At 73.2% G+C, this 14,075-nt stretch carries 6 protein-coding genes; 5 read left to right on the plus strand and 1 reads right to left on the minus strand.

Going from position 1 to position 14,075, the window contains the following annotated elements; all coding sequences use genetic code 11:
* Positions 1 to 524: 524 nt before the first annotated feature.
* From ACVV2G_RS23650 to ACVV2G_RS23670, 5 genes are all read left to right on the plus strand, one after another.
* Positions 525 to 2,624, plus strand: a complete 2,100-nt coding sequence (locus tag ACVV2G_RS23650; protein WP_453844751.1) for an MMPL family transporter — start codon at positions 525 to 527, stop codon at positions 2,622 to 2,624.
* A gap of 764 nt (positions 2,625 to 3,388) precedes the next feature.
* Positions 3,389 to 3,823: an aminotransferase-like domain-containing protein gene (locus ACVV2G_RS23655; protein WP_453844752.1), complete on the plus strand. Its 435-nt coding sequence runs from the start codon at positions 3,389 to 3,391 to the stop codon at positions 3,821 to 3,823.
* A 186-nt stretch (positions 3,824 to 4,009) separates the two neighbouring features.
* Positions 4,010 to 4,699 (plus strand): hypothetical protein, encoded by a 690-nt coding sequence (locus tag ACVV2G_RS23660; RefSeq protein WP_453844753.1) that lies wholly within the window; start codon positions 4,010 to 4,012, stop codon positions 4,697 to 4,699.
* Positions 4,700 to 4,791: 92 nt separating this feature from the next.
* A complete protein-coding gene (locus ACVV2G_RS23665; RefSeq protein WP_453844754.1) occupies positions 4,792 to 5,325 on the plus strand; it encodes a SigE family RNA polymerase sigma factor in 534 nt (177 codons plus the stop codon).
* 176 nt (positions 5,326 to 5,501) lie between these two features.
* Positions 5,502 to 6,383 (plus strand): hypothetical protein, encoded by an 882-nt coding sequence (locus tag ACVV2G_RS23670; protein ID WP_453844755.1) that lies wholly within the window; start codon positions 5,502 to 5,504, stop codon positions 6,381 to 6,383.
* Positions 6,384 to 6,605: 222 nt separating this feature from the next.
* Here ACVV2G_RS23670 and ACVV2G_RS23675 read toward each other — a convergent pair whose 3' ends face one another.
* Positions 6,606 to 13,982, minus strand: coding sequence for an SDR family NAD(P)-dependent oxidoreductase (locus ACVV2G_RS23675; RefSeq protein WP_453844756.1), 7,377 nt, complete (start codon positions 13,980 to 13,982; stop codon positions 6,606 to 6,608).
* Between the last annotated feature and the right edge of the window lie 93 nt (positions 13,983 to 14,075).

Consider the following 14,075-nt stretch of genomic DNA (forward strand, 5'->3'; position numbering starts at 1 on the left):
AGCGGACCGGCCGTCCCCTGAAGCCTGCGACGGCGCACGGGTCCGTCCCGTCGGAGCGCCCTTGCGACGGACCGTATCGAATCCGCATCGCGAGACCGACGGCGGCCCGTTCCGGGAAGAGGCACGCCGGGTCTCGCACGCACGCACGACTCGGCACACGCCGGACGAGAGGACGTATCCGCCGTGGTGACCAGGGCATTGGCAGCAGTCCCGGCCCGGCTCAGAACACGACGTGCCAGCACGCATCCGCCTATTCAGAAGGGACAGTGTGGCCGATGTCCGACGACATGACCGGAACCGCGGAGCCGACTGCGGGAGGGGGCCCGGCAGAACACCGCGTCGCTACGCAATCGCGTCCACACGCACAGCACGCCACCGGTCGGGTCGAAACCTGCCGGTCGGGGCTCACACTCGCTGCGGGCCGCGACAGAGGTGACGCTTTGGGCGCAGTGGCACGGTGGTCGTTCCGGCACTGCCGGTGGGTACTCGGGGCAGCGGCCTGTCTGCTCGTACTGTGCGCGTTCGTGGGCTTGAGCATGGGCCAGTCGTGGTCCAACGGCGGATATACCGCCGACGGGACGGCCGCCCAGCGGGCCGAGGCCGCGGCCCAGAAGTTCGCGGCGGGCACACCCGACCTGCTCCTGTACGCGCGCTCCAGCCGCCCGGTCGACTCACACGAGGTGGCGGAGGAGGGCCTGCGGTTGACCGAGCTGGCTGCCCGGTCCCCGGGGGTCGCGTCGGCAGTGTCGTACTGGAACACCGGGCTGGATCCGCTCCGTGCCGCCGACGGCCGGGGCGCGTTGCTGCGCATCGATCTCGAGGGCGGAGAATCCGAGGCCGCCCGCATCGCGCGCACCCTGGTCCCGACCTTGCGGGCCGCCGTTTCGGGGCTGACGCTGTCGGTGACCGGCCCCGCCTGGGTGAACGTGTCCGCCACCGACCAGGCGAATCACGATCTGCTGCGGTCGGAATTGTTCAGCCTGCCGGTGACGTTCCTGGTCCTGGCGCTGGCCTTCGGCTCTCTGGGTGCCACGCTCGTACCCCTGGGGATCGGTGTGACCGCAGTCTCGGGGGCCCTGGCCGTGCTGGCGATCGTAAGCCGACTGATGCCGGTCTCGGTCTTCGCCGTGAACCTCAGCTGTGCCCTCGGTTTCGGCCTGGCCGTCGACTACGCCTTGTTCACCCTCTCCCGGTACCGGGAGGAGCGCGCCCGTGGCCTGGATGCGGAGGCGGCGGTCGGACGGGCGATGTCGACTACCGGCCGAGCCGTGATCTTCTGCGCCCTGACGATGGCGTGGTGCATGGCGGCGCTGCTTCTCTTCCCGCTGGGGCTGATCCGCTCGCTTGCAACCGCCTCGCTCGTCGTCGTCGCGTTCTGCGCGGTGGGCACCCTGTTCCTTGTCCCCGCCCTGGTGGCTGCCCTGGGCGGACGGCTCGACGCTGTGAAGCCGTCCCGCCTCTTCCCCTGGCGGCGGAGCGCCGCGGAGCCGTCGGGCAGTCCTGCCTGGCGACGGGTCGCTGTCACGGTGACCAGGCGGCCCCTGCTGTGGGCGCTGGCCGGTTCCGCTCTGCTGCTGGGACTGGCTCTGCCCGTCACCGGGCTGCGGCCCGCGTTGATGGACGAATCCATCCTGCCGCACCATGCCGAGGCCCGGAGGGTCGCGGAGACCACCCGGACGGACTTCGCTCACCCACCGGACCATCAACTGACGGTGGTGCTCCCGCGCACGGACCCAGCGGCCGACGCGGCGCGCCTGGACGCCTACGCCAGGCACCTGGCGGCGCTGCCCGGCGCAGCCCGGGTGAGTACCGCGGCCGGGGACTACACCGAGGGAAGACTCATCAAAGCACGGGACGCCGGAGCGGCCACTGCCCAGCGCGGAACACTGGTCGTGGTGTTCGCAACGGAATCAGCCCAGTCACCGAGCACCGCCACGCTCGTCGACGCGGTGCGCGACACCGCCGCGCCCGGGCCGGCGCAGGTCGCCGGGGCAGCGGTGCATTTCGCCGACACCCGGCACGCCGTGACGGGCGCCCTCGGCCAGTGGACGACGCTGATGCTCAGCGGTGTGTTCATCATGCTGCTGACCTTCACCCGGAGTCTGCTGGTCGCGCTCAAGGCCGCGGTCCTGGGCGCTTTCAGCATCGGTGCGGCACTCGGTCTGATGGTGCTGCTCTTCCAGCAGTTGCAGGTGCTCGGGCACCCGGCCGGAGAAGGCCAGGGCACGCTGGAGATCACCATGCCGCTGCTGGCCGCCGCCTTGGCGTTCGGCCTTTGCGTGGACTACGAGGTCTTCCTCGTCTCCCGCATGGCGGAGGAATGGCGGCGAACGCGGCAGAACACCGCTTCCATCGTGTTCGGCATCGAACACACCGGCCGGCTGTTCACTGCCGCCGCGCTGGTGGTCGCCGTCAGCATGGGCGCACTGATGCTGTCACAGGTCAGTCTCCTGGTGGTGCTCGGCGCGACGATGGCCGCGATCGTCGTCCTCGACGCCACGGTCGTGCGGGGTGTACTCGTCCCGGCGGCGATGCGGATGGCGGGCCGGGCGAACTGGTGGCAACCCACGTTCCGCCGACCCCCCGCGTCCGTGCGGCACCCCGCCGAGGCGGACACCAGGTGACCGCCCAACAGCATCAGACGAGTGGGAGACCACGGCCGGCCCCCTGTTTCCCGTCCCCATCACCGTGACGCAGCCAGCTCGCTCTTCGGGCGGCCCGCGTGCCAGTGGACGTAGATCTCGGCGGCCATCATCGGGGCCTTCCTCGTCGGACGCCGGCGAACGCCGGGGCCAGGGCCCTGCTCAGGGCGGTGTTCACGAAGTCGTCGCTGACGCGCGTGTAGATGGCCGTGGAGCTGTCGCACTCGTGACCGACCTGCTGCTGAATGAAGCGCCGGTCCACCCCGTCCTCGGTCGGATGCGTGACGTAAGAATGCGAATTGAGTGCGGAACTAGGGCTTTTGGGAGCTTTAGCGCGTCTCGGTACGCCTCGAACCGGTCGTTGATCGAGCTTGGCTGCATGCCTCCCCAGCGTTCGGTGATCCACAGGGCTGGGTGATCGGGGAACCCGAAGCGTGGCCGGACGTCCTCGACGTAGTCCTCGACCGTCTCGTCGGCCCAGCCCATCACCGACAGCACGTTCCGGCGCCGCGGCGGCTGCCCCTTCTTCGCCTTGCCGTAGCGGACATGAGCGTGTCGTACCGGCCGAACTGGCGAGCCTTCGGGGTGACTGCCGACCCTCAAGGCCCTGGACACCGGGCGCCGGGTCATCCATCCCGGTTGGCTGGCGAAGACGGTGTTCCCGGGCGTGCGGATCGGCGACGCGGTGGCCGACCAGCCCGTCGAGGGCGGGCCCTGCCTGGCCGACCTGCTCGCCAACCAAGAGCATGGTCACCGTCAACACCTCGCCCATCGCCCAGGCCGCGGCCGGAGGCCGGCTGCTGGAGCACGGGTGCAGCCTGGTCCACGCCAACGAACGGAAGAGCGAGGTGTACCGGGTCGGCCTCGACCGGATCGTCGACGGGCTCGCCCGCCGTTTCCCCGACCCGTCGGGGTCCGGGGTGAGCGGGAACAGTCCCGAGGGCGGCTTCTTCGTCGTCGTCCGGGTTCCGTTCGGCGTCACCGGCGCGGTACTGGAACGCTCGGCGCGCGAGCACCGGGTGCTCTGGACGCCACTGCACCACTTCTACGGCGCCGCGGCAGCGGGCACCGGAACCGGTGTCGGGCCGTTGCGCTGTCTGCGCCTGTCGTGCAGCGCGCTCGGCCCGGAGAGCATCGAGGAGGCGCTCGACCGCTTCGCCGCCTTCGTGCGTTCCTGCTGACGTGCCCGCGCCGTCAGGGGCGGCCTCACTCACGCCTGCCGCTCCTGGCGCGCTGTCCTGCGACTGCTCGCCCGAGCGAGTGACGGGAGATCCGACGTCGCGTGCAACCCCTGGGCGGGCAACGGGAGTAGGAGTGGATGGAGAGGCGCCCTCCGGTCCATTGACCCCACTTCCCGTAGGAGCAACGTGTCCAGCAGCATCAAGAGGTTCGCGGTCGCCGTCGGCGTGGCCGCCGTCGTGGTCAGTACACCGGTAGCCGGTGCCCGGGCGGCCGACGAGGTGTCCGGTGACGCGTCCGGCAAGGGGCTGCAGACGCGGTCGGCCGTGCAGGGCGAACAGCACCCGACCCGGCACACGCAGGACGAGGGACAGCGGTCCGTCGCCCGTACCATCGGCTCCGGAATCATCGACGGCAAGGAGTGGTCGGTGACGCTGACGTTCCATCCGGACGTGCCGGAGAACTTCCCCTCCGTCGACCCGGCCTCCGGCTTCGGTGACTCCCGGCCCGGCGATCCCGCACTGCTCTGTCAGCGGGTGTTCATCGGCGGGGTCCAGGTCGATCACCAGGCAGGACCGTGGGCGGGCTGCGCCGTCGTGGACGGTCGGGACGACTTCGTCGAAGGCGCCGGGCTGCACGGCCTGACCGACAAGGGCACGTCCGGGACGCGGATATTCGTCGGCAACCCGGCTTCGGGCACGGCCACGGCCCGTTTGACGCTCGACGGCGGTACGGTCCGTACCGCCGAGGTGGTGACGCTGCCGGGGACCTCCTACCGTGCGTTCGCCCTGCCCGTCGCCGACGGGGAGACCATCGCGTCCGTCGACACCTTCGACGGACAGGGCAGCCGGCTGACCCACGAGACGTACTGGGACTGACCCACCGGTCCCCGGTCCCCGGATGCCGTCCGCGTCCGGGGACCGGGCCGCACCTCCTGCCCGCCACACACACCCGCAGGGACAGACTCTTCGTGCACATCGGACCGGCCCGCGATGCCGAAGACGATTTCACGGCGTTCACCTCGGCCTACTGGAGCCGCCTGGTCAGGACCGCCTACATGCTGACCGGCGATTTCCATGAGGCGGAGGATCTGGTGCAAACCACGCTGATCAAGGTGTACGCGCGGTGGGACCGGGTGCGGCGGGAGGACGCCGACGCCTATGTGCGGCGCGCGCTGGTGAACAACAACCGCAGCCGCCACCGCCGCAGACGGGTCGCCCACCTGCTCACCCCTCTGCTTCCGGACCGTCCGCAGCGGTCCGGTGAGGCCGAACGCCTGGAGGAGCGCGACGTGCTGATGGAGGCCCTGGCCGAGCTGCCCGAACGGCAACGTGCTGTGGTCGTCCTCCGTTACTGGGAGGATCTCGGGGCGGACGAGGTGGCACGGACGCTCGGCTGCACGCCCGGCACGGTCAAGAGCCAGGCTTCCCGCGCTCTCGCCAAGCTGCGGGCCCACCCCGCGCTGGCAGCGCACGTCCGCGCGGATCTCGGAGGTGCCGCATGACCACCCCCCACACACCCGGTGGGCGACCGGAAACCTCTCGTGACCCAGGCACTTCGGGCACTTCAGGGGCTTCCGTGCCGGCCCGGCCCGGCCCCCTGGACGCCGCCGATTCCGCACCGGATGTGCGGCATGCGCTGGCCCGGGCGGCCGGACGGAAGACGCCCGGACCAGCACCCGTGCAGGCCATCCTGGACGGTGCCCGGGCCCGGAGGTCGCGCCGCTCCACCGTGACCGCGACGGCCGGGGTGCTGGTGACCGCGGTCACGACAGCCGTCGTCCTGCCGCTGCTGAGCGGCCCGCCGCAGGACGACGGTCCGCGCCCCGCGGCCTCGTCCCCCTCCGTCTCACCGGTCCCCGACACACTGGACGGCGGAGAACGCAGCCGGGTGGTCCGCTCCGGCGACATCGACGGCAAGGAGTGGTCGGTGACGCTGACGTTCTATCCGGACGTGCCGGACGACTTTCCCTCCACCGACGGCGACGTCGACACCGGCACCGGCACGGACGCCGACACCGACGCCGACACCGACACCGACACCGACACCGACACCGACACCGACACCGACACCGACACCGACACCGACACCGACACCGACACCGACACCGACGCCGACACGGACGCCGACACGGACGCCGGTGACAGGGCCGACCGCGACGCCGAGGGGGGCTCCGGCGGCGGTTCCCGGCCGGCGGGCCTCTCGCTGCTCTGCCAGCGGGTCTTCATCGGTGGCGTCCAGGTCGACCACCAGGCAGGCCGCTGGGCGGGGTGCTCCGTCGTGAACGGCGAGGCCGACTTCGTCCAGGCCGCCGGGCTGCGCAGCCTGTCCGGGAAGGGGGCGTCCGGGACGCGGATCTTCGTCGGCAACCCCGCCTCGGGAACGGCCACGGCCCGGCTCACCCTGGACGGCGGCACGGTCCGCACGGCGCAGGTGGTGACGCTGCCCGGTACTTCCTACCGTGCGTTCGCCCTGCCCGTCGCCGACGGGGAGACCATCGCGTCCGTCGACACCTTCGACGGACAGGGCGAGCGGCTGACCCACGAGACGTACTGGGACTGAAGCCGTTGCCGGAGTTCAGGGCGTCCACCGCCGCTCGAACCGCTGCACACCGCTGTGCGCGCCTCTGAGGCCCTTGATCGTTGCCCTCGGGAGCCCGGAGGCGTGCGTCGCAACACCGCGGACAGCCGCACAGGGCCCAGCGGACCGGGAAGGAACGTGCCCGCCGCACCGGGGGCGTCCGCCGCACCGGAGTGTCCGGCACGGCGGACGCCCGCCTTGCGCCTACTGCCGCTCGTGGGCGCTCAGGTCCAGCCGCTGGTGGACCAGACGGGCGAAGTGGCCCAGGGTGCGTCCCGTGGCCAGGTCGGCCGGTCCGAGGCGGATGTCGAAAAGGTCCCGGGCCTGCATCAGGAACTGCATCCCCAGCAGTGAGTCCAGTCCGAAGTCGGTGACGTTGACCGTGGGCTCGAGATCGGCCGGGTCGGTCTGCAGGACACCGGCGAGGAGCTGGGTGATCGCGTCGGTGATCCTGCGCAGTGCCTCGTCCGCCGGGAGGTCCGCCAGCGCGTTCAGCAGCTCGTTGCGGGCGTCCGGGGATGCCGCGGAGGACACCGGCACCAGCGGGGCGAACCGGGGGGTGGCCAGGGCAGGCAGCAGATGGCGTGCGGTCCCCCAGCGGTAACGGCCCGCTCCGGCGACGTCGGTGCCTGCGGCCAGAAGGTGGTCGGCGGTGGTCAGGACCTCGGCGGGGGTGAGCAGTTCGAGGCCGCGTCCGGCCATGGTGGCCTCCATGCCGCTGCGGGCGACGTAGCCGGTTTCGCCGATCGGCCCCCAGGCCAGCGCCGTACCCGGCCGGCCGGAGCCGCGCCGGGCCCGGGTCAGGGCCTCCAGGTAGGCGTTGGCCGCCGCGTAGGCGGACTGTCCCGGGTTTCCGATGCCGGCGGAGACGGACGAGTACCCGAGGAACAGGTCCAGGTCGCGGTCGGCGGTGAGGCGGTCCAGCAGGGCAGCGCCCGCCGCCTTGGGCGCCAGTACGGCGGCGAACCGGTCGTCGGTGAGGTCGGACAGCACCGCGTCGTCCATGTGCATCGCCGCGTGCACGACGCCCCGCAGGGCGTGCCCGGTGGCGTCCACGGCGTCGAGGACCCGGCGCAGCGCCGCTTCGTCGGTGACGTCGGCGGCGTGTGCGGTGGCCTGCACACCGCGGTCGGTGAGTTCCCGGAGCAGGGTGTGCGCACCGGGGGCGTCGGGTCCGCCGCGGGAGAGCAGGGCCAGGTGCCGGGCTCCGCGGTCGGCCAGCAGGTGGGCGGTGGCGGCGCCGAGCCCGCTCAGTCCACCGGTGATCAGGTAGGTGCCCTCGCCGTCGAGGCGGAGGGAGCCGGGTGCGGGTTCGACGGGGACGGGTTCGTCCAGGGGGTCGAAGGTGACGACGACCTTGCCGGTGTGCCGGGAGTGCTGCAGGAGGTGGAAGGCCTCGTCGACACGGGCGGCGGGATAGGCCGTGTGGGGCAGGGGCCGGTAGGTGCGGGAGCCGATCGCCGCGTCGAAGTCCTCGACGAGCCGGGTGCGCAGGGCCGGGTCTTCCAGGACGGTGTCGAGGTTGAAGCCGATGAAGGTGAGACTGCGGTGGAAGGGGCGCAGCGTGATCGGGTTGTTGAGGAAGATGTCCCTCTTGCCGAGTTCGATGAAGCGGCCGTTGGGGCGCAGGAGGTCCAGGCCCTGGGCGATGGCCTCGCCGCTGAGCGAGTTCACCACGACGTCCACGCCCTGACCGCCGGTCAGCTCTCGTACCCGGGGGGCGAAGTCCAGGCTGCGGGAGTCGAGTACGTGCTCGACGCCGAGCGTGCGCAGCAGGTCCCGTTTGGTCTCCGTGCCGGCGGTGGCGATGACGCGGGCGCCCTGCCGGCGGGCGCACTGCAGGACGGCCAGGCCCACCGCTCCGGCTCCGCCGTGGACGAGTACGGTCTCCCCGGCACCGAGTCGGGCCTGGTGGACCAGGGTCTGGTGGACGGTCAGGAAGGCGACGGGGAAGGTCGCCGCCTCCGTGAGGCTCATGTCGTCGGGAACGCGGACGACGGCAAGGGTTGGGGTCGTGGCGTGCGAGGCGAGTGCGGCGGGCACGAGGCCGCAGACCCGGTCGCCGGGCTTCAGGTCCTCCACCCCCGCTCCCACGGCACGCACGATGCCGGCACCGTCGGTGCCCAGTCCGCGGCCGAGTGGACTGTTCTCCACGGCTTCGGGCGGCAGCAGGCCGTTGGCCCGCATGGGGTCGCGGTAGTTCAGGGCCACGGCCCGCATCTCCAGGACCACCTCGCCCGGTCCCGGCTCGGGGGCGTCCGCCTGCCGCCAGACGAGCCGCCGGTGCAGGCCCGGTTCGCGGGCTTCCAGGATGAACGGCGTACCGGCGGGGACGCCCGGGGGCTCGTCCGCCGGGTGCTGCACGTGCCGGGGCACGAACCGGCCCCGTGGGGTCAGAATGACCTCGTCCTCCCGAGCGCTCCGGTCGTCGTCGTCGGGCGCGAGGAGTTCGTCGGCCAGGCGGCGGGCGTCGGTGCCGGCGTCACCGGTGCGGTGGCAGGACAGGCGGCGCAGGCACAGGTCCGGGCGCTCGTTGGCGAAGGTGCGGCAGGCCGCCCAGACGGCCGCGTCCACCGGGTGCGTCGGCTGCTCCGGGGCCGGGAAGAGGCCGGTCGGGCGGGTGACGAGCCATACCCGGGGGCCGGTTCCGCCCTTCAGGCCGTCGCAGGCGGTGGCCAGGGAGCGCAGGAGGGCCGCGCGGCGGGTGGTCCGCGTGACGGTCTCGTGCGGGCCGGGTGCGGCGAGCAGCAGGACGATGCGCGGATCGGGGTCCGTGGGCAGGGCCGCACTCCAGGCGGCGGCCTCGTCGGGCGCGGTGATCACCGTGGCCTTGCCGAGGCGGGCGGCCAGAGCTCGCGCGGTCGGCGTCTCGGTTCCGTCCTCGACGGCGATCACCCAGGTGGTGCCCGGAGCCGGCCGCGCCGTCCCGGTGGTGGCCGTCGCCTGGCCGTGGTCCGCCGCGGCGAGGAGGACGGAGCGGTCCGCGGGCCCGGTCTGCACCACACCGGAGAAGCCGCACCGGTGCAGCAGCGGGGCCCACCGGTCCCGGGCGAGGATGCGGGACACGGGACGCAGGGTGTGGTCCCCGCGCTCCCAGAAGTCGTTCAGCGTGCCGTACAGCAGGGCCTGGAGCGGGGCGTGGTGCGGTTCGGTGGCCAGCAGGTGTCCGCCGGGGGCCAGCAGGCCGTGCAGTCGGCGCAGGGTCGCGGCCAGGTCGTTGGTGGTGTGCAGGGCGTCGCCCGCGAGGACGAGGTCGAATCCGCCTCGGGGCAGGCCCTGGTCGGCCGGGTCGGCGTTCGGGTTCAGAACGCGGTGGTCGACGAAGTCGTGGGACGCGAAGCGGTGTTCGGCGCGGGTGACGGTGCTGCCGGTGGTTGCCGTGCAGGTGTAGCGGGTCCGGTCGGCCGGCAGCACGGGCAGGACGGCGGCCGTCAGGGCGGTGGTGTTCGCGCCGAACTCCAGGACGCGCAGTGGGCGGTCGGCCGGCCAGCGGGCGACGATGTCAGCGAGCAGGGCCTGTACGGCACGGTGGGCGAAGCGGTGGGCGGGGCCGGACTCGTGGAGTTGCTCGTAGGCGCTGTCCCCGGCCGGCAGGAGTTCACGTGCGTCGGCGTGTCCTCGTACCACGTCGGGCAGCCGGCGCAGGTGCCGGTTGAGGAGCAGTGTCTCGGCGCCGTACGCGGGGTGGTCCTCGACCAGGCCGCGCAGCAGGGCCTCGGCGTGCGTCTGCGCGCCGGTGAGCCGCCAGGTCTGCCCTGCCGGCCGGGCGAGACCGTGCTCGGCCAGCAGGGGCAGCATCAGCCGGGCGAGCCGACGGTGCCGGGGCTGGAGGCCCCCGGCCACCAGGTCGTCCATCGAGAACGGGGCCGTCGGGTCGGCGAGCAGACCGCGCAGTGTCCCGGCCCAGCAATGGGCGCCGGCCTGCTCGGCGGCCGCGGTGAACCGGCGGTGGCCGTCGTCGTCCAGGGCGGTGCGGGCGGCGGCGACGCGCGGCTCGGCCGCGGATGCCACCTCGGTGGGCGTGGGCAGGGGAGAGGGCGGGGCGGCGGCGTCCGGGTGGGGGGCGGCCCTCAGGACGGTGCGCTGGACGGTCAACGGGGTGTGTTCGGACAGGTGTGCCCGGCGGGTGCGGCAGCCGTCGATCTCGACGGTGACCGTGCCGTCGGGGTCGGCGTAGGTGATGTCCCAGCACATCTCGTTGGCGCTGCGGCTGCGGCGGCGCAGATGTACGACGCCGGCGGGCGCGGGGGTGCGCCACACGCGTACGGCTCCGAACACGGTCGGGAGGAACGCGGCGGACTCCCCCTGCGCCTCGGCGAGGGCCACGGTGGCCTGCAACGGCGCGTCGATCAGGACCGGGTGGGCGGTGTAGGCGTCGGCGGGGTGCGCCAGCCGGTAGCTGACCAGCGCCTCCGCGTCGCCGGTGTCGACGCGGTCGATGAGCTGGAAGTCCGGGCCGCAGTGCAGACCGATGCGGTGGCACATGCGGTAGAAGCCCGGGCCGTCGACGCTCTGGGCGCAGCGTGCCCGGAGCGCGACGACGTCGAGCGGGGCCGGTGCCGAGCCGAGCAGGCTACGGACCTGTGCGCGGACCACGGGCAGGCACTCACCGCCGTTTTCCTCGCGGACGCTGATGGTGACGGCGCCGTCGTCGGGGGTGACCGCGGTCTGCAGGGCGACCGGCGTCGGGTCCGGCCACCGCAGGGACAGCGGGCGGCCGATCTCCAGGTGCCGTACCTCGACCGGGCGGTCCATGGCCCGGCGGCCGGCGCTCAGGGCCATCTCCACGTAGGCGGCGGCCGGCATGAGGACGTCGCTGCCGATCCTGTGGTCGCCCAGCCAGGGCACCAGTTGCGGCTCGACGGTGCCGTGCCACACGGGGTGCGGGGCGGGCATCCGCTCGCCCACCAGCGGATGGTCCAGCAGACCGCTGCCGCTGGTGCGCGTGACCAGGTCCTGCGCGGTGCCGTGCCAGTGCCGCTCGTGCTGCCACGCGTAGGCGGGCAGGTCGACCACCCGGCCGGGGCGGGGGAAGTGGTGCCGCCAGTCGGTCCCGGTGTCGGCGGCGAGTACGGCGGCGACGGCCGCCGCGGTCTCGCGGAGGCCGTCCCCGTCGCGGCGCAGGGTGGGGACGCAGCGGGCACCGGTGTGGCGCAGATAGGGGCGCAGTACCGGATGGGGTCCGATCTCGACCAGGACGCCGGCGTGCTCGGTGGCGAGGTGGGTGGCGGCCTCGGCGAACCGTACGGGTTCACGGACGTTGCGCCACCAGTACGCGGCGTCGAGTTCGGGTCCGTCCAGCGGTGTGCCGGTGAGGGTGGAGACGAACGGAACGCGGGCCGGGGCGGGTTCGAGACCGTCGAGGGCGTCGAGCAGCGGCTTCCTGATGGGGTCCATGACCCGGCTGTGGAAGGCGTAGTCGAGGTCCAGATCGCGGAAGAAGACGCCGCGGCCGGTCAGTTCGGCTCCCCAGGCCGTGAGCGCGTCGGCGTCCCCGGCGACGGTCACGTCCCGGTCGCTGTTGATCCCCGCGATCTCCAGTGCGCCGTCGTGGCGGAGCAGTTCCTCGCGTGCCTGTGCCTCGGGCAGGCCGACGGCGGCCATCCGGCCCCGGCCCGCCGTGGTGCCCTGGGTGCGGCTGCGTTCGGCGATCACCAGCGCGGCCTGTTCCAGGGTGAGGACTCCGGCGGCGAGGGCGGCGGCGACCTCGCCGACGCTGTGCCCGGTCACCGCCCGCGGGCGCACCCCGTGCGAGGCGAGCAGCGCGGTGAGGCCCACCTGAACGGCGAAGAGGGCGGGCTGGGCCACCTCGGTGCGCTGCCACTTCCGGGGGGACGGGTGGGCCAGTTCCTTGGCCACCGACCAGCCCAGGTGGGGTGCGAGGGCCGCGTCGGCCTCCTGGACGGCCCCGCGGAAAACCGGTTCGCCCCGCAGCAGGTCGGCGGCCATGCCCGGCCACTGGGAGGCGTTGCCGGAGAACACGAATGCGACCCCGTCCCGCTCGCCGGCACGCACCACGGCCCCGCTCGCGGGCTCCGCGGCCGTCAGCCGGTCCAGCTGCCGGGCGGCCTCCCGCGGGTCGGCGGCCAGCACGGCGGCACGGTGCGGGTGCGCGGTGCGCCGTACGGTGCTGGTGTGGGCCACGTCGTAGAAGTCCGCCGGGTCGGTGTTCCGCAGTCGTTCCGCCATACGGGCGGTCATCTGCTGCAGCGCCTTGGCGGACCGGGCGGAGACGACGAGCGGCAGCGGGCGCCCGGCCGGCACCGGATCCGGCTCGGGCCGCCGGACGGCGGGCGGCCGGAGGACGACGGCGTGGGCGTTGGCTCCGCCGAAGCCGAAGGCGCTCACTCCGACGGCCGCTCTCTGCCCCGGGTCCAGCGGGACCGGGTCGACGGCGGGGGCCAGTCCCAGGCCGTCGAAGTCGATGCGGGGGTTGAGGGGAAGGGCGTGCAGGGACGCCGGTACCAGCCGGTGGCGCAGGACCAGGATCGCCTTGAGCAGGCCGGCCATTCCGGCGGCGGGTTCCAGGTGGCCGATGTTCGTCTTCACCGAGCCGATCGGCAGCGGTCCGCGGCTGCGGCGCCGGCCCAGGGCCCGGCCGATGGCCTCGGCCTCCGCCGGGTCGCCGGCCTGGGTGCCGGTGCCGTGGGCCTCGACGTACACCAGGTCGTCCGCGTCGACCCCGGCCTCCGCGTAGACCGTGTGCAGCAGCGCCTCCTGGGTCTCGGCGCTGGGCACGATCATCCCGGTGCTGCGGCCGTCGGTGTTGTTGCCGGTGGCGGCCAGTACGGCGTGGACGCGGTCGCCGTCCGCCACCGCGTCCGTGAGGCGCTTGAGGACGAGCACCGCGCCGCCCTCCGCGCGGACGAACCCGTCGGCGTCGGCGGAGAACGCCGCGCAGCGTCCGCGGCGCGACAGCATGCCCGCGTAGGAGAATCCGGCGAAGGAGTAGGGGCTGCACAGCACGTTGACGCCGCCGACCAGGGCGACGCGGCCCGGGCCCTCGCGCAGGGTGCGGCAGGCCCGGTCCAGGGCGACCAGGGCGGAGGAGCAGGCCGTGTCCACCGCCATGCTCGGCCCGCGCAGGTCGAAGGCGTACGACATCCGGTTCGCCGTGATGGACAGGGTGGCGCCGGGCATGGTGTGCGGGCTCGTGTGGTCCTGCATCATGGACAGGTGCACGCCGTATCCGGGGTCGGAGACGCCCACGTACACGCAGGTGTCCGATCCGGCCAGTGACTCGGCGGGGATGGCGGCGTCGTCCAGCGCCTCGGCGGCCATCTCCAGCAGCAGCCGCTGTTGCGGGTCGATGTGCCGGGCCTCCGCGGGTGACATGCCGAAGTAGGCGGCGTCGAACGAGGCGACGTCCTCGAGGAAACCGCCGGCGGCGGTGTAGCTGCGGCCCGGCCGCACGCCTCCCGGGTCGACGGTCCGGTCGCGGGGCAGCCGGTCGGCGGGCATCTCGCCGACCACGTCGCGCCCGTCGCGCAGCACGGCCCACAGGCCGTCCAGATCGGTGATGCCTCCGGGAAGCCGGCACCCCACGCCCACCACCGCCACGGCCCGTTCAAGCTGCTGCATCGCCAAGTCCCCGCCCCTTCACGCCGATTCGCTGCACCTTCGTGCGGATTGAAGAGGATGGAGCGGGCAACCAAGGGAGGAATCCCGGACACA

It is taken from the genome of Streptomyces sp. JK94 (assembly GCF_053613315.1).